Annotated in this window: 21 protein-coding genes; 11 read left to right on the forward strand and 10 right to left on the reverse strand. The window is 64.4% G+C overall.

Features of this window, described 5'->3' with window-relative positions:
- The 7 genes from ACUN9Y_RS11985 to ACUN9Y_RS12015 all read left to right on the forward strand — a co-directional run.
- A partial coding sequence (locus tag ACUN9Y_RS11985; protein WP_445460954.1) for a molybdopterin dinucleotide binding domain-containing protein occupies window positions 1-1,457 on the forward strand: 1,457 nt, incomplete at its 5' end.
- On the forward strand, window positions 1,454-1,621 hold the full coding sequence (locus ACUN9Y_RS11990) for a hypothetical protein (protein ID WP_445461178.1): 168 nt from the start codon (window positions 1,454-1,456) through the stop codon (window positions 1,619-1,621). The genes ACUN9Y_RS11985 and ACUN9Y_RS11990, both read left to right, overlap by 4 nt.
- Window positions 1,618-3,174, forward strand: coding sequence for a nitrate reductase subunit beta (gene narH, locus ACUN9Y_RS11995; protein ID WP_445460955.1), 1,557 nt, complete (start codon window positions 1,618-1,620; stop codon window positions 3,172-3,174). Before ACUN9Y_RS11990 ends, narH begins: the two co-directional genes overlap by 4 nt.
- Window positions 3,167-3,943 (forward strand): nitrate reductase molybdenum cofactor assembly chaperone, encoded by a 777-nt coding sequence (gene narJ / locus ACUN9Y_RS12000; protein WP_445460956.1) that lies wholly within the window; start codon window positions 3,167-3,169, stop codon window positions 3,941-3,943. Before narH ends, narJ begins: the two co-directional genes overlap by 8 nt.
- Window positions 3,940-4,617: a respiratory nitrate reductase subunit gamma gene (gene narI, locus ACUN9Y_RS12005; RefSeq protein WP_445460957.1), complete on the forward strand. Its 678-nt coding sequence runs from the start codon at window positions 3,940-3,942 to the stop codon at window positions 4,615-4,617. Before narJ ends, narI begins: the two co-directional genes overlap by 4 nt.
- Before the next feature lie 11 nt (window positions 4,618-4,628).
- Complete coding sequence (locus ACUN9Y_RS12010; RefSeq protein ID WP_445460958.1) at window positions 4,629-5,444, forward strand: peptidylprolyl isomerase; 816 nt, start codon at window positions 4,629-4,631, stop codon at window positions 5,442-5,444.
- 191 nt (window positions 5,445-5,635) lie between these two features.
- Window positions 5,636-5,947, forward strand: a complete 312-nt coding sequence (locus ACUN9Y_RS12015) for a cupin domain-containing protein (protein WP_445460959.1) — start codon at window positions 5,636-5,638, stop codon at window positions 5,945-5,947.
- Between the two features lie 136 nt (window positions 5,948-6,083).
- Here ACUN9Y_RS12015 and ACUN9Y_RS12020 read toward each other — a convergent pair whose 3' ends face one another.
- Both ACUN9Y_RS12020 and ACUN9Y_RS12025 read right to left on the reverse strand, forming a co-directional pair.
- A complete protein-coding gene (locus tag ACUN9Y_RS12020; RefSeq protein WP_445460960.1) occupies window positions 6,084-7,373 on the reverse strand; it encodes an NAD(P)/FAD-dependent oxidoreductase in 1,290 nt (429 codons plus the stop codon).
- A gap of 61 nt (window positions 7,374-7,434) precedes the next feature.
- Window positions 7,435-8,301 carry an MBL fold metallo-hydrolase gene (locus ACUN9Y_RS12025; protein WP_445460961.1) on the reverse strand — a complete coding sequence of 289 codons (867 nt, stop codon included), beginning with the start codon at window positions 8,299-8,301 and terminating at the stop codon, window positions 7,435-7,437.
- 326 nt (window positions 8,302-8,627) lie between these two features.
- Between ACUN9Y_RS12025 and ACUN9Y_RS12030 the strand changes: the two genes are divergently transcribed.
- Together ACUN9Y_RS12030 and ACUN9Y_RS12035 are read left to right on the forward strand one after the other, a co-directional pair.
- Entirely contained in the window at window positions 8,628-10,067 is a 1,440-nt protein-coding gene (locus ACUN9Y_RS12030) for an FAD-binding oxidoreductase (RefSeq protein ID WP_445460962.1), read from the forward strand.
- A gap of 426 nt (window positions 10,068-10,493) precedes the next feature.
- Complete coding sequence (locus tag ACUN9Y_RS12035) at window positions 10,494-12,833, forward strand: glucose/quinate/shikimate family membrane-bound PQQ-dependent dehydrogenase (protein WP_445460963.1); 2,340 nt, start codon at window positions 10,494-10,496, stop codon at window positions 12,831-12,833.
- Window positions 12,834-13,015: 182 nt separating this feature from the next.
- Here the strand turns inward: ACUN9Y_RS12035 and ACUN9Y_RS12040 are convergent, their stop codons facing one another.
- From ACUN9Y_RS12040 to ACUN9Y_RS12055, 4 genes are all read right to left on the reverse strand, one after another.
- Window positions 13,016-13,792, reverse strand: coding sequence for an enoyl-CoA hydratase-related protein (locus ACUN9Y_RS12040; RefSeq protein ID WP_445460964.1), 777 nt, complete (start codon window positions 13,790-13,792; stop codon window positions 13,016-13,018).
- Between the two features lie 20 nt (window positions 13,793-13,812).
- Entirely contained in the window at window positions 13,813-15,498 is a 1,686-nt protein-coding gene (locus ACUN9Y_RS12045; protein ID WP_445460965.1) for an AMP-binding protein, read from the reverse strand.
- A gap of 124 nt (window positions 15,499-15,622) precedes the next feature.
- A complete protein-coding gene (gene bktB / locus ACUN9Y_RS12050; protein ID WP_445460966.1) occupies window positions 15,623-16,819 on the reverse strand; it encodes a beta-ketothiolase BktB in 1,197 nt (398 codons plus the stop codon).
- A 182-nt stretch (window positions 16,820-17,001) separates the two neighbouring features.
- Window positions 17,002-18,186, reverse strand: coding sequence for an acyl-CoA dehydrogenase family protein (locus tag ACUN9Y_RS12055; protein WP_445460967.1), 1,185 nt, complete (start codon window positions 18,184-18,186; stop codon window positions 17,002-17,004).
- A gap of 192 nt (window positions 18,187-18,378) precedes the next feature.
- Between ACUN9Y_RS12055 and ACUN9Y_RS12060 the strand changes: the two genes are divergently transcribed.
- A complete protein-coding gene (locus ACUN9Y_RS12060; protein WP_445460968.1) occupies window positions 18,379-19,413 on the forward strand; it encodes an AraC family transcriptional regulator in 1,035 nt (344 codons plus the stop codon).
- Window positions 19,414-19,785: 372 nt separating this feature from the next.
- Here the strand turns inward: ACUN9Y_RS12060 and ACUN9Y_RS12065 are convergent, their stop codons facing one another.
- From ACUN9Y_RS12065 to ACUN9Y_RS12075, 3 genes are all read right to left on the reverse strand, one after another.
- Window positions 19,786-20,841 (reverse strand): zinc-binding dehydrogenase, encoded by a 1,056-nt coding sequence (locus ACUN9Y_RS12065; protein WP_445461171.1) that lies wholly within the window; start codon window positions 20,839-20,841, stop codon window positions 19,786-19,788.
- A gap of 32 nt (window positions 20,842-20,873) precedes the next feature.
- A complete protein-coding gene (locus tag ACUN9Y_RS12070) occupies window positions 20,874-21,371 on the reverse strand; it encodes a 2,4'-dihydroxyacetophenone dioxygenase family protein (protein ID WP_445460969.1) in 498 nt (165 codons plus the stop codon).
- A 190-nt stretch (window positions 21,372-21,561) separates the two neighbouring features.
- Window positions 21,562-22,323, reverse strand: a complete 762-nt coding sequence (locus ACUN9Y_RS12075) for an SDR family NAD(P)-dependent oxidoreductase (protein WP_445460970.1) — start codon at window positions 22,321-22,323, stop codon at window positions 21,562-21,564.
- A 144-nt stretch (window positions 22,324-22,467) separates the two neighbouring features.
- Between ACUN9Y_RS12075 and ACUN9Y_RS12080 the strand changes: the two genes are divergently transcribed.
- Entirely contained in the window at window positions 22,468-23,466 is a 999-nt protein-coding gene (locus tag ACUN9Y_RS12080) for a helix-turn-helix domain-containing protein (protein ID WP_445460971.1), read from the forward strand.
- 80 nt (window positions 23,467-23,546) lie between these two features.
- Here the strand turns inward: ACUN9Y_RS12080 and ACUN9Y_RS12085 are convergent, their stop codons facing one another.
- Window positions 23,547-24,377: a 3-keto-5-aminohexanoate cleavage protein gene (locus tag ACUN9Y_RS12085; protein ID WP_445460972.1), complete on the reverse strand. Its 831-nt coding sequence runs from the start codon at window positions 24,375-24,377 to the stop codon at window positions 23,547-23,549.
- Between the last annotated feature and the right edge of the window lie 31 nt (window positions 24,378-24,408).

Raw genomic sequence — 24,408 nt, forward strand, 5'->3', positions numbered from 1 at the left:
CGGAAGGCAAGGTCGACCTGCTGGTGACCCTGGACTTTCGCATGTCCACCACCTGCCTGTACTCCGACGTGGTGCTGCCCACCGCGACCTGGTACGAGAAGGACGATCTCAACACCTCGGACATGCATCCCTTCATCCACCCGCTGACCGCGGCCACCGACCCGGCCTGGGAAGCGCGTAGCGACTGGGACATCTACAAGGGTATCGCCAAGAAGTTCTCCGAGGTCTGCGTTGGTCACCTCGGCGAGGAAACCGATCTCGTCACCCTGCCGCTGCAGCACGACACCCCCTCGGAGCTGGCCCAGGCCGAGGTCAAGGACTGGAAGCGCGGCGAGTGCGAGCCGATCCCCGGCAAGACCATGCCGAGCCTGATCGAGGTCAAGCGCAACTACCCCGAAACTTACGAGCGCTTTACCTCCGTCGGCCCGCTGCTCGAGAGCATCGGCAACGGCGGCAAGGGCATCGGCTGGAACACCGACAAGGAAGTCGAGCTGCTGCGCGGGCTCAACCACGTCAAGCTCGAGGGCCCGGCCAAGGGTCAGCCACGCATCGACAGCGCCATCGACGCCGCCGAAATGATCCTGGCGCTGGCCCCCGAGACCAACGGTCAAGTGGCGGTCAAGGCCTGGGAGGCGCTGTCCAAGATCACCGGACGCGATCACACCCACCTCGCCCACCCCAAGGAAGAGGAGAAGATTCGCTTCCGTGACGTGGTCGCCCAGCCGCGCAAGATCATCTCGAGCCCGACCTGGTCTGGCCTCGAGGACGAGCACGTGTCCTACAACGCCGGCTACACCAACGTCCACGAGATGATTCCGTGGCGCACCGTGTCCGGCCGCCAGCAGTTCTACCAGGACCATGCCTGGATGCGTGACTTCGGCGAGAGCCTGTTGGTCTATCGCCCGCCGATCAACACCAAGGCAATTCACAGCGTCGCCACGGAGCAGCCGAACGGCAACCCCGAGATCGCCCTGAACTGGATCACCCCGCACCAGAAGTGGGGCATCCACTCGACCTACTCCGACAACCTGCTGATGCAGACGCTGTCTCGCGGTGGCCCCATCGTGTGGCTGTCTGAGGACGACGCCAAGGCCATCGGCGTCGAGGACAACGACTGGATCGAGCTGTACAACGCCAACGGCGCCATCGCCGCTCGGGCGGTGGTCAGCCAGCGAGTCAAGGTCGGCATGGCGATGATGTACCACGCCCAGGAGCGCATCGTGAACGTGCCGGGCTCCGAGGTCACCGGCACCCGCGGCGGTATCCATAACTCCGTAACCCGAGTCTGCCCCAAGCCGACCCACATGATCGGCGGCTACGGCCAGCTGTCCTACGGCTTCAACTACTACGGCACCGTGGGCTCCAACCGCGACGAATTCGTCATCGTGCGGCGCATGAAGCACATCAACTGGCTCGACGGCGAAGGCAATGACAGCGTTCAGGAGGCGGTCAAATGAAGATTCGTTCCCAAGTGGGCAGGGTGCTCAACCTCGACAAGTGCATCGGTTGCCACACCTGTTCGGTGACCTGCAAGAACGTCTGGACCAGCCGCGAGGGTGTCGAGCACATCAACTGGCTCGACGGCGAAGGCAATGACAGCGTTCAGGAGGCGGCCAAATGAAGATTCGTTCCCAAGTGGGCATGGTGCTCAACCTCGACAAGTGCATCGGTTGCCACACCTGTTCGGTGACCTGCAAGAACGTCTGGACCAGTCGCGAGGGCGTGGAATACGCCTGGTTCAACAACGTCGAGACCAAGCCCGGCATCGGCTATCCCAAGGAGTGGGAGAACCAGGCGCGCTGGAAAGGCGGCTGGCTACGGCGTGATGACGGCACTATCGAGCCGCGCATCGGCGGCAAGTGGCGGGTGCTGGCGAACATCTTCGCCAACCCCGACCTGCCGGAGATCGACGACTACTACGAGCCGTTCACCTTCGACTACCAGCACCTGCACCAGGCCAAGAAAGGCAACCACCAGCCGGTGGCCCGCCCGCGCTCGCTGATTTCCGGCCAGCGCATGGACAAGATCGAGTGGGGCCCGAACTGGGAGGAGCTACTCGGCACCGAGTTCGCCAAGCGGCGCAAGGACGTCAACTTCGACAAGGTTCAGGCGGACATCTACGGCCAGTTCGAAAACACCTTCATGATGTACCTGCCGCGCCTGTGCGAGCACTGCCTGAACCCGGCCTGCGTGGCGTCGTGCCCGAGCGGTGCGATCTACAAGCGCGAAGAAGACGGCATCGTGCTGATCGATCAGGACAAGTGCCGCGGCTGGCGGATGTGCGTGTCCGGCTGCCCGTACAAGAAGATCTACTACAACTGGAAGACCGGCAAGTCCGAGAAGTGCATCTTCTGCTACCCGCGCATCGAATCGGGCCAGCCGACGGTGTGTTCGGAGACCTGCGTCGGGCGCATTCGCTACCTTGGCGTGCTGCTGTATGACGCCGATCGTATCGAAGAAGTGGCAGCCTCCGAAGACGAACGCGACCTGTACAAGCGCCAGTGCGAGATCTTCCTCGACCCGCATGATCCCGAGGTCATCGCCCAGGCCAAGCGCGACGGCATCGACGACAACGTGATCAAGGCCGCCCAGGAGTCGCCGGTCTACAAGCTGGCCATGGACTGGCAGCTGGCCCTGCCGCTGCACCCGGAGTATCGCACCCTGCCGATGGTCTGGTACGTGCCGCCGCTGTCGCCGATCCAGTCGGCGGTGGACGCCGGCCACGTCGAGACCGAGGGCGTGCTGCCCAAGGTCGAATCGCTGCGCATCCCGGTGAAGTACCTGGCCAACATGCTCACCGCCGGCGACGAAGCCCCGGTGATCCTGGCGCTCAAGCGCATGATGGCGATGCGCGTCTACATGCGCGGCAAGCACGTCGAGGGCAAGCTCGATGCCACGGTACTCGACGAGGTCGGGCTCAGCGAGGCTCAGGTCGAGGACATGTACCGCTACCTGGCCATCGCCAACTACGAGGACCGCTTCGTGATCCCGACCAGCCACCGCGAGCAGGCCCGCGAGGCCTACCCCGAGCGCGGCGGCTGCGGCTTCACCTTCGGCAGCGGTTGCCAGGGAGGCAACGACTCGAGCAGCCTGTTCGGCGGCCGCAAGCAGACCTCTACCCTGGTCAACGTCGAGCACTATGATCCGACACGCACGGAGCTCGAAAATGACTGAGCCCTCAAGCGTCCCAGCGTTGAACCTCGGCATCCGCGCGCTAGCGCGGCTGCTCGATTACCCCGACGCCGGACTGATCGAAGCGCTGCCGGAGATCCGCCGGGCCCTGACGGCGATGCCCCTGCCTCAGGGCGGTGAGAAACCCGCCCTGCTCGACTGGTGTGACAGGCTCGAACGGCAGGATCTTCTCGATCTCCAGTCGGCCTACGTGGCCCAGTTCGACCGGGGTCGCAGCACCTCGCTGCTGCTCTTCGAGCACGTCCACGGCGAATCCCGCGATCGCGGCCAGGCCATGGTCGACCTGCTGGCGGAGTACGAGACCGCCGGCTACCACCTCGATAGCCGTGAGTTGCCGGACTACCTGCCGCTGTTCATCGAGTACCTCTCGACCCTCGACCCTAAGCGTATCGCGGGCTGGCTGGGCGATATTCATCACATCCTGGCGCTGTTGACCGCGCGCCTTCAGGCCAAGGACAACGACTACGCGCGCATCCCTTTGGCGCTACTTAGCCTGATCGGCGCCGAGGCCGAGGTCGACGTCCATCGCGACAAGGTCAAGGAAGAGCCCGCCGACGACACCCCCGCCGCCATCGATGCGGTGTGGGAAGAAGAGGCGGTGCGTTTCTCCGCCGAATCCGACCAGGACTGCTCGCTGCAGTCCGCCGAGGGCAAGCGCCTGGCCGAACGCAGCCACAACGTCCAGCCGGAGACCATTCGTCTCCCCGACATCCCGTCCCCGCCCACTTCTCCCCGTGGAGGCCTGTCATGAACTATCTGCATACCCTGCTGTTCGGCCTCTACCCGTATCTGGCCGGTAGCGTCTTTCTGATCGGCAGCCTGATGCGCTTCGACCACGGCCAGTACACCTGGAAGACCGGCTCGAGCCAGATGCTGTCGACCAAGCGCATGAAACTCGCCAGCCCCCTTTTTCACGTTGGCATTCTGGTGATCTTCTTCGGCCACCTGGTCGGCCTGCTGACACCGCACTGGGTCTACGAGCCCTTTATCAGCGCCGGCAACAAGCAGATCGTGGCGATCGTGGTCGGCGGCATCGCCGGGGTCATGTGCCTGGTCGGCGGCGCCATGCTGCTGCATCGCCGCCTGACCAACCCCCGGGTGAGGGCCTCCTCGAGTACCATGGATACCCTGATCATCGCCCTGCTGGTGGTTCAGGTGACGCTCGGTCTCTTGACCATTCCCGCCGCCATGCAGCATCTGGACGGCGGGGTGATGGTACGTCTCGCCCAATGGGCCCAGGCCATCGTGTTCTTCCAGGGCAACGCCGCCGCCCATCTCACCGGCATCGGTTTCATCTACCACATCCATATCCTGATTGGTCTGACCATCGTACTGATCTTCCCGTTCACCCGCCTGGTCCACGCCTGGAGCGCCCCGCTGGGCTATCTCGGCCGACGCTACCAGATCGTCAGACGCCGAGCCTGAGGAGGTGTGAGATGCAGACCATTCCCCTGGAAACCGTGACCGACGCAACGCGCCCGGCCATTCGCGTCGGTGATCTCGTCATCGACGAAGGCACCATCGCCGCCGAAATGCAGTTTCACCCGGCCAGCGATCGTGCGACCGCCGCCAAGGCGGCGGCCCGCGCCCTGGTCGTTCAGGCCTTGCTTCACCAACGGGCATCGATGCTGGGTCTGGCGGACGCTTCCCTGCCTGAGCCTGACGAAGCCGCCGTCGCGGCGCTGCTGGAGCGTGAACTCGAGATCCCCGAGCCCGATGACGGCGCCTGTGCGCGCTACCACGGCGCCCACCCAGAACGCTTCAGCCAACCGACCCGGCTGCGTGTGCGCCACCTCCTCCTGGCAGCCGCCCCGGATGACGCCGAGGCCAGGGACGCCCAGTATCACCAGGGCACTGCATTGATCGAGACGCTGCAGGCCACACCGGAACGTTTTACCGAGCTAGCCCAACGCTACTCGAAGTGCCCCTCCCGGGAAGAGGGGGGCGAGCTTGGCTGGCTGAGTTCTGGGCAGACCGTGGAGGAGTTGGACCGGGCGCTCGCACACCTGCCGGTAGGCCTGCATGATCGTCCGCTGGCATCACGCTACGGCTGGCACGTGATCATGATCGACGAGCGTACCGAGCGCCGCGCATTGCCCTATGCCGATGTGGTCGACCGGGTCCGCCGTGACATGCGCGAACAGGCCACTCGAGTGGCGCTGCGCCACTACCTGCTGGCCCTCGAGGCCGAGATCGGCGTCGAGGGATTTTCTCTGGTCGAGGACGAGGCCGACGGCGCCCTGATGCAATAAACCTCGGCATCCGGTAGGCAACGGCGATGGGATAGGCAACGGCAATGGGATAGGCGACGGCGATGGGATAGGCGGCGGCGATGGGATAGGCGGCGGCGATGGGATAGGCCGCAGCGGGGGCAATGCGATAGTCTGTTGCTGCGCCCATGCGCGCTGCGCATTCTTGCCCTCACCACCACAGGATTACCGCCATGTCAGATCAGCGCCCCCAAGCCACCGCCACCGTCCAAGTCGACAACGAGCGCTGCATCGTCACCCGATGGGACTTCGCCCCCGGCGCCGAGACCGGCTGGCACCGCCACGGCCACGACTATGTCGTGGTGCCGCTCAGCGCTGGCGTGATGCGCCTGGAAACGCCGGACGGTGAGCGTGAGGTCTCCCTTACCGCCGGCGTCTCCTACAGCCGGACCGAGGGCACCGAACACAACGTGATCAACGCCGGCGACGCGAGCTTCGCCTTCGTCGAGGTCGAGATGAAGGTGCCGGCTTCCTCTGAAACCTAGCCTCTGAGAACCAGCCCCCGAGAACCAGCCTCTGAGAACCAGCTCCTGAGAACCAGCCCCGAAGCCCGAGTCCCCAAGGGGAGCCCCGGGACAGCGGAGCCGACCCTTGGGGCCCCTGGCATTTCACACGGGCATTTCACCCTGGCGGCGTGCGAGTCGCCGGCTTGGCCAGCCATTCCCGCCCCTTGAGCATGCCGTTCCAGTAGAGCCAGGGGAGCTGTCTGGCCTTGAGCCACCAGGCAAGCCGGGTGGCGCGTTGGCCATCGTTCAGCCAGCGCGGAAAGGTCGGCTGCAGCTCACCGCCGTAGCCGAATTCGGCCAGTACCACACGCCCCTTCTCGACCGTCAAGGGACAGGACCCATAGCCGAGATAGGCCGCCGTCAGCGGCTTGTCATCGAGTGACGCCAGAAGGTTCTCGGCCACCACCGGCGCCTGCTTGCGCACCGCCGCCGCAGTCTTGGCATTGGGCGTGGCGCTGACATCGCCAAGGCCGAACACCGTCGGGTGATGGCGATGCTGCAGGGTATGTGGCTCCAGGTCGAGCCAGCCGTCCTCGCTGGCGAGTCCGGCCTTAACGATAAAGCCCGGCGCGCGCTGGGGCGGCACCACGTGGAGCATGTCGAAGGACTTTTCGATCTCGCGGGTGTCTCCCGCGGCCGAGGTCACCACGAAACGTGCCCTGCGCGCCGGCCCATCGACCGCCACCAGGCGGTGTCGCGTGGCCATATCGATCCCATAACGCGCGATGTACTCCTCCAGCGCCGGCACATACTCGGGCACCCCGAACAGCGCATCGCCGGCATTGCAAAAGCTGACGTCCATGGCATCGAGTCGCCCGTGGTGGTGCCAGTAATCACACGAAAGGTACATCGCCTTCTGCGGCGCACCGGCGCACTTGATCGGCATCGGCGGCTGGGTGAACAGCGCCTTGACTCTCCCCGCCGCAGGCGCCGGCGCCTCGGCAAGCGAGCTCACCAACGACCAGGTATAGGGCGCCAGGTCGTAGCGGTAATTGGAGGTCACCCCGTACTGCCCCAGGCTGTCTTCCAGGCCATCGATGGCGGCCCAGTCGAGCACCAGTCCCGGCGCCACGACCAAACGGGAATACCCCAGCATCCGGCCATCGTCCAGTTCGACGACGCCGGCCTCGACCTCGATTCGACGTGCCGACGCCCGGACCCACTTCGCCGCCGCGGGCATGACGTTCTGCGTGGAGCGTCGCGTCTGTTCGGCATCGAAGACGCCGCCCCCCACCAGGGTCCAGCCGGGTTGATAGTAGTGCTCGGTACTTGGCTCGATGATGGCGATATCGAGCTTCGGCCGACGCTTGAACAGACTGGCGGCGACGGCGATACCGCCCGCGCCACCGCCGATGATGACGACATCGTGACGATGCACGGTGTCTGGCTCCTTGATGGTGCTCATGGCTTGACTCTCCTTCCCTGGAATAGGCGCCTGGAAGCGGCCCCTTGGCACTGAGGACTGGCTAGAACCCGTCGACGGGAACCTTCAGGTAGACCCGGCCATCGGCTTCGGCGGCGGGCATTCGCCCGGCACGCATATTGACCTGAACCGACGGCAGGATCAGGCCCGGCATGTTGAGGGTGGCGTCACGCTCGGTACGCATCGCCACGAACTCCTCTTCATCAATGCCATCGCGGACATGCACATTATCGCGACGCTGATCGCCGACCGTGGTCTCGTGACAGAACGCATCCCGCCCTGGCGCCTTGTAGTCGTGACACAGAAACAGTCGAGTAGTGTCGGACAGCGCCAGCACCCGTTGGATAGAGCGGTACAGCGCACGGGCGTCGCCGCCGGGGAAGTCGCAGCGAGCGGTGCCGTAATCGGGCATGAACAGGGTATCGCCGACGAAGGCCGCCTCCCCCATCACATAGGTCAGGCAGGCCGGCGTGTGCCCCGGGGTATGCATGACCCGACAGCGCAGCGCGCCGATGGAAAACTCGTCGCCGTCTTCGAACAGCCGATCGAACTGACTGCCGTCCCGAGAGAACTCGCTCCCGGCATTGAAGACCTTGCCGAACACATCCTGCACGACGGTGATATTGGCGCCGATGGCGGTCTTGCCGCCCAGGTGATCGCGCAGATAAGGCGCCGCGGACAAGTGATCGGCGTGAACATGGGTCTCCAGCACCCACTGTACCTCGAGCCCTTCTCGTTGCACGAAAGCCATGATGTCATCGGCCGAGTCGGTCCCCGTGCGGCCGGCGGCGTAGTCGAAGTCGAGCACCGAGTCGATGATCGCACAACAGCGGCTACCGGGGTCTCTCACCACATAGCTGAAGGTATTGGTGGGCTCGTCGAAGAAGTGGGTAATCTGCGCCTTGGTCATGGGGTCCTCCTGTGAGCGTGACGGCATTTGCCGAGTGCTACTCTCGGAGGACAGTCCGACGAGATTTTAGTTCTGCACATAGTCCAAAACGACATAAAAAGTGGGTAGGTGCTCGCCGTCTGCGCCGTCTCCCTCGTGAGCGCTGACTCGGCGGCAAGCCGTCGGCCAGCGAGTCCCGCGGGGGAACACCATCCTGTCAGCCTTGGTCAGCCAGCAAGCAAGGAGCCAACGTCTTTACCCGGCGTAGCGAAACCCGGCATCATGCCACGAGCACTATCGATAGCTTGCTCACTGTCGGCGCCCCCGGGTGCCTCGAGGGTTCTGCCATGACCGAGACTCACCCGCCATTCTCCACCACCGCCAGCGCACCACCGATGCGCCAGCCTCGACGTCCTTCTGCGGCCACCCTGGCGGCGCTGCTTGCCGATCTGACGCCACTGCTGGGTGACAGGATCACCACGGCTCCCGGCATTCTCGAGCAGCACGGTCACGATGAATCCTGGCACCACCCGGCGGCACCGGATGCGGTCTGCTTCCCTCACTCCACCCAGGAAGTGTCCCGCGTGATACGCGCCTGCAGCCATCACAACATTGCCGTCATTCCCTACGGCGTAGGCACGTCCATCGAGGGCCAGATCATCGCCGAGCGTGGGGGGTTATGCGTTGACCTTTCGCGCATGAATGCCATCGTCGAGGTCCGCGCAGAAGACCTGGACGCCACCGTCCAGCCTGGGGTGACCCGAACCCAGCTCAATCACCACCTGCGTGCCACCGGCCTGTTCTTCTCGGTGGACCCCGGCGCCGATGCCAGCATGGGGGGCATGGCATCGACCCGTGCCAGCGGCACCAACACCGTCCGCTACGGCACCATGCGCGAGAACGTGCTGTCCCTCACCGTCGTGATGGCCGACGGACGCATCGTGCAGACCGGTGGCAGAGCACGCAAGTCCGCCGCCGGCTACGACCTGACTCACTTGATGATCGGCGCCGAAGGAACCCTCGGCATCATCACCGAGCTGACGGTCAAGCTGCATGGGCTGCCGGAAGCGATCTCCTCGGCCACGGTGGCCTTCGATGACGTGGCCGGTGCGGTCAATACCGTGATCGCCTCGATCCAGTGTGGTCTGCCCCTGGCACGCATCGAGCTGCTGGATGCTCTAGCCATGAAGGCCGTCAATCAGTACTCGCGGCTTACGCATGGCGAAAAACCGACGTTGTTCCTGGAGTTTCACGGCACCCACGCCGGCGTTCGTGAGCAGGCCAAAGCCTTCGCCGAGTTGTGCCAGGACTTCGGCGGCAGTGACTTTGCCTGGGCGACACTCGAGGAGGACCGCCAGACGCTGTGGCAAGCCAGGCATGACGCCGCCTATGCCGCCAAGCAACTGCGTCCGGGCATGGAGTTCTGGGCCACCGACATCTGCGTGCCGATCTCACGGCTAGCCGAGTGCATCGCGGCCACCCAGCTCGATGTCCAGGCGACCGGACTCACCGCACCGCTGCTGGGCCATGTCGGTGATGGCAACTTTCACCTGGTGGTGATCTTCGACCGCGACAACCAGGACGAACTCGAGACCCTGGCGGCATTCAACCAGCGCCTGGTCGCGCGAGCCTTGGCCGCCGGCGGCACCTGCACCGGGGAACACGGTGTCGGCATCGGCAAGCGTGAGTACATGGCCAGCGAGCACGGCGACGGCTGGGAGGTCATGCGCAGCATCAAGCAGGCTCTCGATCCACAGGGCATCATGAACCCGGGCAAACTGGTCTAGTCACACCGGTTCCTTAAGGCACTAGACGAGGTTGGCGGGCGAAAGCGACTGACGAAACCAGCCGCTTGCTGGTCGTGCGCCAGGCGTCAACGAAGACGCGGCCCCGGTGGCGCCCTCGCTGGCCTCGCCGGGTACTACCGAGGCGATGGGCCACGTCCCGCTGGTCCCGAGCCACTCTGACAGCTCCCTTCTCGCCTTCTACGCTAACGTCGGCGGCCCGGATGTCGTTGCGGTCATCGGCGATGACTTGTTTGCGCCGCCCCATGGCAAATCGCCAACTGGCAAAACCTAAAGCTAAACAGTCATGTGACACGAGTAACTTGGCACTAGAATGAAGCGCCAATAGAGGTAGATGTGCTACCCTTATTCGCAAGCTAACTACTCACGCAACGCCACACGCCCGATTCCCGGCAAGGAGCTTGGATCATGATCATTCTCTCCCTCATCTTCTGGCTGGTGGGGCTAGCACTGTTGGGGGGTGGCATCTGGCTGATCACCCTCAGCGGCAGCTGGTACTACGCCATCGCCGGTGCCGTCCTGATGACGGTTGGCACCCTCGTACGGTCTCGCCGCGCCGCCGCCCAGAGCCTATACGCGGCATTTCTCGTCGCCACGGCCGCGTGGGCGCTATGGGAATCCGGCTATGACTGGTGGCCGCTGGCCACTCGTCTGGGGCTGTTCCTGGTGCTCGCCATTCCGCTGTTGATACCGGCCAAGGGCCGCAGCCGCGCAGGCATGCTGGTACTCGCACCGATTTGGGCGATCGTCGGCGTCGGCACGCTAGCGAGTCTCAGCGTCGACGTCCACCGCACCGAGGGCGAGCTGAACAGCGAAGTGATCGCCGAGCAGCCGCGTACCGGCGATACCCCCGAGGATAGCTGGCACGCCTATGGGCGTAGCAACTTGGGGCAGCGTTTCTCGCCGCTTGACCAGATCACGCCGGACAACGTCGGCGAACTGGAACTCGCCTGGCAGTATCAGACCGGCGACATGAAGGGCCCCGATGACGTCGGCGAGACCACCTACGAGGCGACACCGCTGAAGATCGGCAACTCCTTGTTCCTGTGCACACCGCACAACTGGCTCGTGGCCCTGAACGCCGACACCGGCGAGAAACAGTGGCAGTACGATGCCAAGGTGCCGGCCGAGAGCTCGCGCCAGCACCAGACCTGCCGTGGGGTTTCCTACTTGCCGCCGGCCAGCGGCGATGCCGATTCGATCGACGTACAGGTGGCCAGCGGCCCGGCGGAAGAACTGGCTGCCATGCAGTGCGATGCGCAGCTGTTCATGCCGACGTCCGACGCACGCCTGCTCGCCGTCGACCCGGCCAGCGGCGCGCTGTGCGAGAACTTCGCCGACGGTGGCGAACTCGACCTGATGCACAACATGCCGTTCAAGCAGGCCGGCTTCTACTACTCCACCTCGCCCCCCGTGGTGACCAACGGCCTGGTCGTCGTCGCCGGATCGGTCAACGACAACTATGCGGTGGACTCGCCCTCCGGCGTGATCCGCGCCTACGACGCCAGGACCGGTGAGCTGCGCTGGAACTGGGACTCCGGCAATCCGCAGGAGACCGCGCCGATCGGCGAAGGCGAGACCTATTCGACCAGTTCACCGAATAGCTGGTCCATCGCCAGCGCCGATGAGGAACTGGGGCTGATCTACTTCCCCATGGGCAACCGCACGCCCGATCAGCTCGGCATGTACCGCACCGAGGCCGAGGAAAAGTACGCGAGTTCGGTGGTCGCGCTCAGCATCGAGACGGGCCAAGTCGAATGGGTGCGCCAGTTCGTCCATCACGACCTCTGGGACATGGACACCCCGGCACAACCGAGCCTGATCGATCTCGAGACCGACGAGGGCACCCAGCCAGCGCTGGTGGTGCCGACCAAGCAGGGCGACGTGTATGTGCTCAACCGTGCGACCGGCGAGCCGATCATGCCGGTCTCCGAAGAGCCCGCACCCCAGGGCGCCATCGAGGGCGACTTCACCGCAGAGACACAGCCGCTGTCGAGCCTGAACTTCCGTCCCCCGACCCTGCGCGAGGCCGACATGTGGGGCGCCAGCCCGCTGGATCAGCTGATGTGCCGTATCCAGTTCCGGTCACTGCGCTATGAGGGGCAGTACACCGCGCCGTCCGAACAGGGCACCATCGTCTTTCCGGGCAACTTTGGCGTGTTTAACTGGGGCAGCATCGCGGTCGATCCCAAGCGTCAGGTGATGTTCGGAATGCCGCTGTACCTCGCCTTCACCTCGACCCTGGTGCCGAAGGATGGCGCCGAGCTGGGGGCCACCAACCAGGGCGAACAGGGCCTCAATGAAAACGCCGGGGGCGACTACGCCGTCGAGATGAAGCCGTTCCTGTCGCCCTTCGGCATCCCCTGCCAGCAGCCGCCTTGGGGCTATGTGGCCGGCACCGATCTACGCAGCGGCGAGACCGTGTGGCAGCACAAGAACGGGACGATCGAAGACATGACCGCCCTGCCGCTGCCGTTCAAGATGGGCGTGCCCGGCATCGGTGGCCCGATCATCACCGATGGTGGCGTGGCCTTCCTCGCCGCGAGCGTCGACAACTACCTGCGCGCCTATGACGTGACCAGCGGCGAGCAACTCTGGGAGTCGCGTCTGCCCGCCGGCGGCCAGGCCACCCCGATGACCTACCTCAACAGCCAGGGCGAGCAGATGGTCGTGCTGGTTGCCGGCGGTCATGGCTCCATCGGCACCACCATTGGCGACTATGTGGTGGCCTACAAGCTGCCACAGTAGCCCGTCGGATGGGCAGGGCCGCCTGGCGTCTCGAGGCAGCCATGAGGCGGCCCTGACGACATCACAATGAAGCCGTGACGAAGCCCCCGTCGATACCTCGACGGGGCTGCTCGGTTACGAGGTGCATCGCCCCCGACCGCCGGGGTGCCCCCTCTCACCGGCAAGCAGCGCTGCGCGGATCGCTAGTCCAGGGTGGAGTTGCCACCAGCACGCGCCTTGCGCCGCGCCGCCATGGCCTCGTTGAATTCATCTGAATCCAGCGCGCGTGCCAGCACCGCAAGCTCTGCCTGCATGGCCGCGTCGAAGGCGGCTCGACCGCCCTGGCGCAGTAGCCGCTTGGTCTGCCTGAGTGCCTGCGGCGGCGCCTGGGCCAGTCGCTGCGCGACCTCGAGGGCCATGGCCAGGGCCGCCCCCTTCTCGACCACCTGATTGATCAGGTTCAGCCGGCACGCCTCCGCGGCGCCAAGCGGCTCTCCCAGCATCAGTAGCTGCGCCGCGCGCTGATGGCCCACCAGGGCCGGCAGCACGTAGGTCGAGGCGAATTCCGGGCAGACGCCGAGCTGGACAAACGGCAGGTGCATTCGGGCACCGTCGCCGGCGTAGACCAGGTCACAGTGCAGCAGAAGCGTCGCGCCGATGCCGACGGCGGGCCCTTCCACCGCCGCGACCACCGGCTTGTCGAACTCGGCCAGGGTGGCCATGAAGCGATAGGCCGGGTGGCTGGCATCGGCGATCGGGTGGGTCACGAAATCGTCCAGATCATTGCCGCTGCAAAAGCAGCTCTCCGACCCCGTCAGGACCAGCGCCCTGACGTCTTCATCCCGCGTGGCATCATCGAAGGCCGCGATCAGCGCTTCATAACCCAGGGTGTCGAGGGCATTCTTGCGCGCAGGGTTGACCAGACGCAGCACCCTGACCCTTCCCTCAAGGTGGCTTTCGAGCCTCGTCGCCTTACTCATGGTGCCCCCCTTGCGCCGGCTCAGGGCGCATTGCCGAACTCATCGCGCAGGGTGCGCTTTAACAGCTTGCCCGAGGAATTCTTCGGCAACTGTTCGACGAAGTAGATGTGCTTGGGCACCTTGAACGGGGCCAACTGCTCTCTGGCATGGCGCAGCAGCGCCTCGCCATCTTGGTGAACGCCGGGCCGGGCCACGACCACGGCGACAATGGCCTCGATCCACTTGGCATCCGGCACCCCGATCACCGCGACTTCGTCCACGTCCGGATGGGTATAGAGGGCGTCTTCCACATCACGACTCGCCACCAGCACACCGCCGGTGTTGACGATGTCCTTGATCCGATCGACGATCCAGAGGTAGCCCTGCTCGTCCTGGTAGCCGAGATCCCCGGAATGAAACCAGCCGCCGGCGAAGGCCCGTTCGGTCTCTTCCGGCTTGTCCCAGTAGCCAACCATGAGCTGGGCCGAACGGTGCACCAGCTCCCCCTGCTCGCCCGGCGCACAGACCCGTCCGCTGACGGGATCGACAACACGCGTCTGCACGCTGTTCAAGGGACGCCCGCAAGACGAAGGCCGGTCGCGATGCTCGTTCGGCATCAGCACCGTGGCGAGGGGCGCAATCTCGCTCTGGCCATAACAGTTGTAAAGACCGGAGGCCGGCAGACGTTCGCCGAGTTCGTGCACGATCGGCTCTGGCATGATCGAGGCGCCGTAGTAGAGCTTATCCAGGTGCTTAAGCTCGGCATCGATGAACTGCTCATGGCGAAGCAGCGCGATCCACACGGTAGGAGGCGCGAAGAAGCTGTTGAGCCCCTTGCCCTTGAGCGCGCTCAGAATCGCCTCTGGGGTCGGCGTATCGAGCAGGTAGCTGTAGGCACCGGCCAGCAGCGACGGCATGCTGAACACATGCATCTGCGCGGAGTGATAGAGCGGCAGCGCCGCCAGGCAGCGATCGCCCGGCTGGATATCGAGGTGTCGCAGACAGGCCGCATACTCGGTCATCAGCGAGCGGTGGGTATGCATCGCGCCCTTGGGGTCCGAGGTGGTGCCCGAGGTATACAGGATCTGCACCACGTCGCTGTCGTTGAGCGCGACTTCGGGGGGCACATCGCTGGCGGTGCCGGTGGCCATGCTGAGAATATCGGGACGCGCCTCGCTAGCCGCCGACGCTGCGCTGTGCCCACTGTGAACAGTGTCGCTGTGAACAGTGTCGCTGTGAACAGTGTCGCTGTGAACAGTGCCGCTGTGAACAGTGCCCTTGTGCCCAGCGCTGCTGTGCAAGGTACCGCGCACGACCAGGGCGAGCTCCGTGCACACCGCATCGACCTGGCCGCTCAGGCCGTCGTCGGCGAACAGCGCCGTGGCTCCAGACTGGCGCAGCACGTAGGTCAGTTCCTTGCGAGTCAGCGAGAAGTTGACCGGCACGTGGATCAAGCCGGCCCGCGTACAGGCCAGCCACAGGATCAGATAGGCGTCGGAATTCTTGCCGAAGGCGGCCACCCGGCTGCCCTGGGCAAGCCCCAGCTCGAGCAGCCGATTGGCCACCCGGTTCACCGCGCTGTTGAGTTCGTCGTAGCGCCAGCGACGGGCCTGATACTCGATGGCGATCTCCTGTCCGCCGCGCATCGCGGTGCGCTCGAAGGCATCGCCGATGCAGTTGCGGGTGGCACGCTGGATCTGTGCCTGGGACTCAGGGGCCTGTGTCATGTCCTGCCTCGCATTGTTGTTGTGTGGCTGGCGTGATGCCGGTCGATGCGTCTGCCGTAAAAGGCCTCTCAGCGCCTTGGCGACCCGCCCCGAGACTCGCCCTGGGCAAGGCCCGGGCCAAGCGCTACAGCCGCTCCAGGATCAGGGCGATCCCCTGGCCGCCGCCGATGCACATGGTGACCAACGCGTAGCGCTTGTCGATCCGCTCAAGCTCATAGAGCGCCTTCAGGGTGATGATCGCGCCGGTCGCGCCGACCGGGTGGCCGTTAGCGATGGCACCGCCGTGCACGTTGACCTTGGTCGGGTCGAATTCCAGGGTCTCGGCGACCGCCATGGCCTGGGCGGCGAAGGCCTCGTTGGACTCGATCACGTCGATGTCGGCGAGCTTAAGGCCGGCGTTTTTCAGCGCCTGTCGGACCGCCGGAATCGGCCCCAGCCCCATCACCTCCGGCTCGACCCCGGCGAAGGCGTAGGCGACGAAGCGCGCCTGGGGACTGAGCCCCTGGCGCTCGGCCTCCTGCATCGAGGTCAGTACCAACGCCGCTGCGCCATCGTTGATCCCCGAGGCATTGCCCGCGGTGACCACGCCATCGTCCTTGAAGGCCGGCTTGAGGCCGTTGAGCCGGGCGCAGGTCAGGCCGGCGCGAACGTGTTCATCCTGGGCAAAGGACAGCGTCTCACGCCCACGGCGCACCTCCACCGGCACAATCTGTGATGCCAGCACGCCGGTATCATAAGCGGCCGCGGCCTTGGCGTGGCTGTCGCAGGCAAACTCGTCGAGCCGGTCGCGGGTGAAGCCGTAACGCGCGGCGATATTCTCCGCGGTCATGCCCATGTGACCGCTGTCGAAGGGGTCACTCAGTACGCCAACGGTCAAGTCGATGGCCGAGGCATTGCCCATCTTCTGGCCGAAGCGCAGCTTCGGCAGCAAGTAAGCACCCTGGCTCATGCTCTCGGCGCCACCGGCCAGGGCCATGCGGCTATCCCCGGCGGCGATCATCTGGGCCGCGGAAATCTGCGCCTGCACCGACGAGCCGCACAGCCGATTGACGTTCATGGCGGCGGAACCGTGGTGCATGCCGCAGTTCAGGGCAATGTGCCGGGCCAGATAGGCGTCCTGAGCGGCGGTGGTGATGATATGGCCGAACACCGAATGATCGATCTCACCGGCCTCGACGCCGGCCCGCTCGATGGCCGCCTTGGCGGCAAAGGTGCCGAGTTCGGCGGGGCTGAAGGCGGACAGACTGCCGCCGAAATCACCGATGGCGGTACGCGCACCGGCAACGATCACGACATCTTGCAAGCGAAGGCTACGGGTCATCGAAACGTCCTCTTTGGTTGGGCTAGATGGCCGGGCTAGATGGTCGGGCTAGATGGCCGGGCTAGATGGTCGGGCTAGATGGCCGGGCTAGATGGCCGGGCGAGATCGCCGGGCTGAATCGCTGGGCCGGTAATCAGGGGCGGTCGTCGCGGCGCTGGCCAAGGTCAGCCGCTTCGCCACCCTCAGCGTCCCCGGCCCAGCAAGTCACGTGCGATCATCTCTTTCATGATCTCCGAGGTCCCGGCGTAGATGGTCTGAATGCGCGCATCAACAAAGAATCGGGAAATCGGGTATTCCAGGGTGTAGCCGTAGCCGCCGAACAATTGCAGGCAGCGATCGATCGAGCGGCACTGCATCTCGGTCAGTGTCAGTTTGAGCGTAGCCGCTGCCACGGCGCTCATCTCGCCGCGCGAGTAGGCCGACAGGCACTGTTGGAAATAGGCGCGACCGACGTCGAGCTGGGCCTTGACCTCGGCCAGCGTAAAGCGGGTGTTCTGAAAGTCTCCGATGGCCTGGCCAAAGGCCCTGCGCTCTTGAACATAGTCCAGCGTCAGCTGCAGCGCGCCGTCGATGGCCCCGAGAGACTGAGCCGCCACGCCGAGCCGCTCGCGAGGCAGCTCCTGCATCAGGTAGACGAACCCTTTGCCGACCTCACCGAGCAGGGCATCGTCGGCCACCACCAGGTCATCGAAGAACAGCTCCGCGGTGTCGCTGGCATGCTGACCGATCTTGGCGATGCCCTTGCCACGGCTGAAGCCCGGCAGAGACGTATCGACCAGAAACAGCGACACCCCTCGCGCCCCGGCGCTCGGATCGGTCTTGGCACACACGATCACCAGCTCCGCCAGCAGGCCATTGGTGATGAAGACCTTGGATCCGTTGAGCTTGTAGCCTCCCTCGACCTTCTCGGCGCTGGTGCGCATCGCCGCCAGATCACTACCGGCAGCGGGCTCGGTCATCGCGATAGCACCGAGCACGTCGCCGCGAGCCATGGCGGGTAGCCAGCGTTGCTGCTGGGCCTCGCTGCCCAGGTGCCACAGGTACGGCATCACGATATTGGCGTGAATGTTGTAGGCGCTCGCCAGGCCACCGAAGCCCTGGCGGGAGATTTCCTCGCAGATCATCAGGCACAGATCGACTCCGGCATCGCAGCCACCGAGTGACGCCGGCAGATCGACGCCGAGCAGACCGGCGTCACCCAGCCGATTCCACAGTGACCGCGGCAGGCAGTGGGCCGCTTCCCAGTCGTCGTAGTGAGGGGCCACTTCATGGGCGAGGATGCGCCGCACGCTGTCGTGAAAGAGATCAAGGTCTGCGTCGCTCCACGCCTCAGTCGCGTCGGGTGGCTGCGGTGTCGGTGCGTGCATGCAAGGTGTCCCGTCGGTTGATACGCCATGACGGTCATTAAACGGCGATTTCGCTTGCCGATTGAAGGGCGGGCGAGGACGTTTTCATTGATCGAATCGGCCAGACGGGGCAAGCTGACTCGAGCGTCACCGTTGCCCTTGGCTGCCAGCGCAGGGTCGCTTCCCTACCCGTCGTGACTCGGACCCCGTCGAATGGACCGTACCGCTCTGCCCTGCCCTTCCACGAAACTCCATATCGCCAATCACTACATCAGGGCGAGTATCGGTGGGGCGCTGCGCCAGGGGGCGGACGCGCAGGTGCTGCTGGCCGCCGCGGACATTCCCGCCGACTGGCTCGACCAGCCAAGGTGCCCCATCAGCGAGCGCCAACTGAGCGAGTTGATCAAAGCGGTCTGGCGCTACAGTGGCGATGAGTTCATGGGGTTGGCACCCGGCGTGTGCAAACGCGGGGTCTTTTCCTTGATGGCGGAACTGGCCTGCGCGGCACGCACGCTCGGCGGCATGCTCGAGCAGAGTGCACGCTTCTATCGCGCGGTCAGCAACGACATCGATGTCGGCCTGGCCGACGATCCCGACGCCCTGCTCTTCTATCGCCTGCACCTGCATCATCAGGGCCAGGACCCCGACCATCTGCTGCAGGAATTTCTGCTGCTGATGTGGCAGCGCTTCGCCAGCTGGCTAGTCGGGCAGCAGGTGCCCTTCGCCAGCACCTGCTTTAACTACCACGTTCCGGCGCATGGCGCGGAGTACCGCGCGATGTTTCTCGGCGAGCTGCTGTACGACCGACCGTACTGCGGGTTTTCTCTGCACCGCCGCTTTCTGCAGCTGCCGATCGTGCGCAATGCCGCCCAGTTGCAGGGGTTTCTCGGCGACTGCCCGAGGGTCATCCTGCACCGTCCCGTACGCGACGCCAGCCTGCAGGCGCGGGTGCGCCTGCTGCTGCAACGCCACGATTTCGAGCAGATGCCGGACATCGAGCAACTCAGCGAGCACCTGCGGATGTCGCCCAGGACCCTGCGCCGCCGCCTGACCGACGAAGGCGCTTCGGTGCGCCAGATCAAGGACACCCTACGACGCGACTTCGCCCAGACGCTGCTGACCCGCGAGCACCTGAACGTGCAGGAAGTCGCCGAGCAGTCGGGCTTCGCCGAGGCCGCCGCCTTCTGCCACGCCTTCAAACGCTGGACGGGACTGTCACCGGCGGCCTGGCGCAAGCACAGGCGCTAGGGCTTGTCTGAAAAGTGCCGGCGCTCGGTAATACGGCGTTAAAAATCTGATCAAAATGCTCATTTACACCCCGTAAACTGCGCTTTCTCACCGATTTTTGCCTTGTCTAACCTTCGCGCGTCGGCTTTTCAGACTGAGCCTAGGCAGCGCCACGGGGCGGCGTGCGGTGCGGTACATCAGGACACACGACTAGTTCGAGGTTGACCCGAGACGCCTTCGCCACTCGTCCCCGAAACGCGACTGGCCCGCAGCCCGCGACCGGCGACAACACGCTTAACGAAAAAAATGGCGCCCCCTGGGCGCCATGCTCGTCTTGCGGTGCTCGTCTTGCGGTGTTCGTCTTGCAAAGCTGGCTCGGGCTCTCGGCGGCCTTCAGGGCTCGAAAGGCTCGAGCGCCCCCCTCCGCCACGGCTCGATCATCACCTTGATGTGATCCTTGTTGCGCGTCAGCTCGTCGAAGGCACCACTCACCCCGTCGATACCTACCTTGGCCGTCAGCAGATGCTGCCAGGCGAGCTCTCCGTCCCCGAGTACCGCCAGACAATCCGCGAACTCCTGGGGGTTATAGTAGTAGGAGAAGGTCAGGTCGAGTTCCTTCACCGTGGCGTAGGCGTAGTTGATCTCGCTCGGCGTGGTGTGTACACCCGTGACCACCAGACGTGCACCGACCGGCGCACGCTTGATAAAGGCATCGATCAGGCTGTGAATACCGATGCACTCGAAGATCACCACTCGGTGCCCCGACGCCACGTCGATGGCAAGAGCCACCTCATCCTCCTGGGCCGGGTTGGCCAGGTACCTGGCTCCGAGTTTCCCGGCGAGCTCCCGCTTGTGGCCGTTCGGGTCCGACGCGACGATCGTTTCGATACCGCGCCGCGTAAGTGCGGCGATCACCGCCAGACCGATCGGCCCACACCCCGCCACCAACGCCACGTCACCGGGTTGAATAGCGCTGCGGTTGACGGCGTGCAACCCCACCGCCAAGGGTTCGGTCAGCGCCGCTGCCTCATTTGGCAAACCGTCCGGTACTGCCAGCAACAGCGCTTCATCGACGATGAAGTACTCCGAATAGGCGCCGACGACCCCTGGGGTCACGCCGATGCCGGCCTGATGTTGCGTCATCAGAATCGGCACGCAGGTGACGCGACTGCCGACCGGGTGAGTCTGCGGCGTCTGCGGCCCATGGCGTACAACCTCTGCACAGAACTCATGTCCCAGCATGATTCCGGTATGGTCGTCCTGTGCGTCGCTCATGATTCCGAGCCTGCGGTACAGGTCGAACACTTCACTCGCGTGATGGGTAATGTGCAGGTCGGACCCGCAGATGCCGCAGGCCAGGCTCTTGACCAGCACCTGCCCTTTCTCCGGCGTCGGAATCTCGACGGTCTCCAGCCCAATGCTGCCATCGCGCATGGTCAAGGCGTTCATGGTCTCCACGGCACTCTCCCTGGCGTGAGTTACTAATCGTTGAGGGCGGCGTCTGCCCCGGGCCTGAAGTAGCGCGGCTTGACGCCCTGCACCTGCGCCGCGGCGATGATGATCTGCTCGATCCAACCGGCATCCATGATGTTGATGAAGTTGCCGTCTTCATCGAAGTTGATGTTGGCGCCCTGCACGACCATGAAACCGTCGGCGCCCTCGCCGTCCGCCGGCACCTCAAACGTATGAATGGATCCGCCTGGCTCATACAGATAGCTGCCGGCGGTTTGCGGCTGATCGGGGTACTCGACGTAGTTCCAGCTACCGGCCAAGGTGTAGAAGTGGACCGTTCCGGTGTGGAAATGCTTGGGCAATGTGGTGCCGGGCGCGAAGATGGCGCGTATCACCCAGGTGCCATTCTCCGCGTCGAGAAACAGCGGGTAGATGTCGACGCCGGGCAGCACATTCTTGAGCAATGTCTCTTCGCGGGTATTCAGGGTAAGCAATACATCCTGGTGCTTGGTGATATCAGGGATCATCTCGGAGCCTCTCAGTTGTCATTGGTCTTGTGTCACTGGTCTTGTGTCACTGGTCTTGTGTCGCTGGTCTTGTGTCACTGGTCTTGTGTCGCTGGTCTTGTGTCACTGGTCTTGTGTCGGCATCGGACACGCTGGCCCAATGTCCTGGTGAAAAACCCGACGCCTCGATCACGCGGTAGCGTTCGGCCAATCAGGGCAGCAGGGGAAACTTGAAGCTCTCGAACCCATCGGCGGCATCGATGGTGGAGCCGTTGATGCAATTGGCGTCGTCGCTGACCAGAAACGCCACGATGTCGGCGATTTCACTGGGCGAGGTGAGTGTTCGGCGCATCTGTTCCTTGTGGATGTGGTCCCACAGGCCCAGCGCTTCGTACTGGCGCAGCATCGGGGTGTCGACCCGACCCGGCGCGATGGCGCAAACCCGCACGCCGAGTGGTGCGAGTTCGAGTGCGGCACACTTGGTCATCATGTCGACCGCGGCCTTGCTGACGTTGTAGGAAAACGTCATCTCCGAGGCCATCTTGGCGTACACCGACGAGGTATTGAGGATGACTCCGCCAGACGACTGGGATCGGAACTGCTGCGCCGCCGCGACGATGCCGTGATAGACGCCTTTCTGGTTGACCGCGGTGACGCCATCGAAATCGCGTTCGGGATCATGCTCAATCAAGGGTTTGGGCTGTGCGATGCCGGCATTGTTGATCATGATATCCAGCCGACCGAACGCCTCCACGGCGGCGGCGATCATGGCCTGGACATCGCGATAGTCGGTCACGTCGGTGAGGCGGGTCGCTACGGCGTCGCCGTGGGTGTCGTGAAGGTCGGCGAGTCCAGCCTCGGAAAGGTCAGCCGCCAGGACGCAAGCGCCCTCCTTCACCAGTTTGTCGACGATTGCCTGGCCGATGCCACCACAGGCTCCCGTGAGTACCGCGATTTTTCCTTGCAGGCGCATGGGAATTCTCCATCAGGATCGTTGTTATTGGTCGTATCAATCTAGGAGGGTGATCGCGGCAGTTCTTGACCTTTGGCGAACAAAAGTTGACTTTATACGAGTCACGCACGCGAAAATGCGCGCCACGGCGAAGGGAACGACGGCATGTATCTGGTACGCAGCGGGGCGGCAGAGCAGATCGAGCGATTGATTCACGACTGCGGCGAGAACCCGGTCGCGATCATCCGTCAGGCTGGCCTGCGCCAATCTCAGTTCCGTGACCCGGATACCTACATCGCCTATCACAAGCTCGCGGAGCTCCTCGAGCTCGGCGCGTTGCGCTGCCAACGCCCGCTGTTCGGGCTCGAGCTCGTTGCCCGCCAGACGCTTGGCGTGCTGGGTGATCTTCCGATCATCGTGTCCCGGGCCACCACCGTGGGAGAGGCCCTCACGGCGGCCAATAACTTCCTCTACCTGCATGCCTCGGGGATCTGCGTTGAACAACGCAGGCAAGCCGACAGGGTGCGCCTGGCCCTCACCCTCAACACCCAGAGCGCAATGGGTATCCGACAGTTGATGCAGCTAAGCGTGGCCCACCTGGCGCTTTTCGTCGCGGGGCTGCTCGATCGCAACCGCCTGACGATAGCGCTCTACCTGCGTCAGCCAGCGCCTGAGGTTCTCCAGCCCACCGGCTTTCGCCAGGTTTACTTCGACCAGGCATTCGATGGCATCTATCTCGACGCGAGAGACCTCGAATCCCCGAGCCACCGCGATGAAGCCCGACTCAACGAGCACCTACGCCTCTACCTCGCCAAGTTGCAGAGCCACTACCCAGGCTGCCTGGAAGACCAGGTTCAGGATACGATCAGCCGCCTGCTGCCCACCGGAGAGTGCAGCGTCGACTGGGTGGCCTCGGCACTCGGCCTGCACCCCAGAACGCTGCAGATTCGGCTGAAACAGGCCGGCACGTCCTATCGCAACATGCTCCAGGCTACCCGCCAGGGCCTGGCCGAGCGGTTGCTGCGCGAAGGTAAGATCGCGGTGACCGACCTGGCGCTGCAGCTCGGCTATTCAGAAGTCGCCGTCTTCAGCCGCCATTTCCGTCGGTGGACCGGCCAATCTCCACGCCAGTGGCAGGCATCACAGCGCGAGACACCAGGATGACGCTTGCCCCGCGCTGAACTCGGCAGGCGCGATGCATCGCATCACGCAAGGCCCGTCGTCGCGACTGGCTTGGCTCCCCGCTACCGTTGGGGAACATCGAGCATGTCACGCGCCTGCTGCCAGGTGGCGACCGGTCGATCGTATTGCTCGCACAGCGTCACCACCCGCGCCACCAGAGCCGCATTGGACGGCGCCAGGGTGTCCTTGTCGAGACGGACATTATCCTCCAGGCCGGTGCGGGTGTGGCCGCCGGCCGCAATCGACCATTCGTTCACCAGCAACTGCTGCGCGCCGATGGCGGCACCACACCACAGGGAGCCAGGTGCCAACCGCTCGAGCGTAGCGATGTAAAAGTCGAAGGTCGGCTTGTCCACCGGCATGGCGTTCTTGATTCCCATCACGAACTGCACGTAAAGCGGCGCCTTGATCTTGCCGTCCTTCATCAAGTTGACCGACTGATGAATATGCGAAAGATCGAAGGCCTCGATCTCCGGCTTGACGTCATACTGGCGCATTTCGTCCGCCAGCCAGGACACCAGCTCCGGCGAGTTGTCATAGACACGGTTGGGAAAGTTGTTCGACCCCACCGCCAGGCTCGCCATATCCGGCTCGGTGGGCAGCATTCCCCCACGCTCACGTTCGGCGCCGGAGCGACCTCCGGTGGAGAACTGGATGATCATGCCCGGGCAGTATTGCTGAAGCCCTTGCTTCAGGCGCAAGAACTTCTCCGGGTCTGAGCTTGGTGTCTCATCGTCGTTTCTGACGTGGCAATGGACGATGCTGGCCCCGGCCTCGAAAGCCGCCTGGGTGCTCTCGACCTGCTCGGAGATGCTAATCGGAACGGCGGGATTATTGCTCTTGCGCGGGAGACTTCCGGTAATAGCGACGCAAATGATGCAGGGAGAAGACATCGATGGCACCTCTTTCGACCCGTATCCTGAC

This window comes from Halomonas sp. V046 (genome assembly GCF_052645355.1).

Excerpts from the sequence above, each read along its gene's own strand:
- narJ (WP_445460956.1), top strand. The coding sequence starts at position 3,167 with ATGACTGAGCCCTCAAGCGTCCCAGCGTTGAACCTCGGCATCCGCGCG.
- bktB (WP_445460966.1), bottom strand. The coding sequence starts at position 16,819 with ATGACCCGTAGCCTTCGCTTGCAAGATGTCGTGATCGTTGCCGGTGCG.
- narI (WP_445460957.1), top strand. The coding sequence starts at position 3,940 with ATGAACTATCTGCATACCCTGCTGTTCGGCCTCTACCCGTATCTGGCC.
- ACUN9Y_RS12080 (WP_445460971.1), top strand. The coding sequence starts at position 22,468 with ATGTATCTGGTACGCAGCGGGGCGGCAGAGCAGATCGAGCGATTGATT.
- ACUN9Y_RS12030 (WP_445460962.1), top strand. The coding sequence starts at position 8,628 with ATGACCGAGACTCACCCGCCATTCTCCACCACCGCCAGCGCACCACCG.
- ACUN9Y_RS12075 (WP_445460970.1), bottom strand. The coding sequence starts at position 22,323 with ATGCGCCTGCAAGGAAAAATCGCGGTACTCACGGGAGCCTGTGGTGGC.
- ACUN9Y_RS12070 (WP_445460969.1), bottom strand. The coding sequence starts at position 21,371 with ATGATCCCTGATATCACCAAGCACCAGGATGTATTGCTTACCCTGAAT.
- ACUN9Y_RS12025 (WP_445460961.1), bottom strand. The coding sequence starts at position 8,301 with ATGACCAAGGCGCAGATTACCCACTTCTTCGACGAGCCCACCAATACC.
- ACUN9Y_RS12015 (WP_445460959.1), top strand. The coding sequence starts at position 5,636 with ATGTCAGATCAGCGCCCCCAAGCCACCGCCACCGTCCAAGTCGACAAC.
- ACUN9Y_RS11990 (WP_445461178.1), top strand. The coding sequence starts at position 1,454 with ATGAAGATTCGTTCCCAAGTGGGCAGGGTGCTCAACCTCGACAAGTGC.
- ACUN9Y_RS12060 (WP_445460968.1), top strand. The coding sequence starts at position 18,379 with ATGGACCGTACCGCTCTGCCCTGCCCTTCCACGAAACTCCATATCGCC.
- ACUN9Y_RS12020 (WP_445460960.1), bottom strand. The coding sequence starts at position 7,373 with ATGAGCACCATCAAGGAGCCAGACACCGTGCATCGTCACGATGTCGTC.
- ACUN9Y_RS12040 (WP_445460964.1), bottom strand. The coding sequence starts at position 13,792 with ATGAGTAAGGCGACGAGGCTCGAAAGCCACCTTGAGGGAAGGGTCAGG.
- ACUN9Y_RS12010 (WP_445460958.1), top strand. The coding sequence starts at position 4,629 with ATGCAGACCATTCCCCTGGAAACCGTGACCGACGCAACGCGCCCGGCC.
- ACUN9Y_RS12055 (WP_445460967.1), bottom strand. The coding sequence starts at position 18,186 with ATGCACGCACCGACACCGCAGCCACCCGACGCGACTGAGGCGTGGAGC.
- ACUN9Y_RS12045 (WP_445460965.1), bottom strand. The coding sequence starts at position 15,498 with ATGACACAGGCCCCTGAGTCCCAGGCACAGATCCAGCGTGCCACCCGC.
- narH (WP_445460955.1), top strand. The coding sequence starts at position 1,618 with ATGAAGATTCGTTCCCAAGTGGGCATGGTGCTCAACCTCGACAAGTGC.
- ACUN9Y_RS12035 (WP_445460963.1), top strand. The coding sequence starts at position 10,494 with ATGATCATTCTCTCCCTCATCTTCTGGCTGGTGGGGCTAGCACTGTTG.
- ACUN9Y_RS12065 (WP_445461171.1), bottom strand. The coding sequence starts at position 20,841 with ATGAACGCCTTGACCATGCGCGATGGCAGCATTGGGCTGGAGACCGTC.
- ACUN9Y_RS12085 (WP_445460972.1), bottom strand. The coding sequence starts at position 24,377 with ATGTCTTCTCCCTGCATCATTTGCGTCGCTATTACCGGAAGTCTCCCG.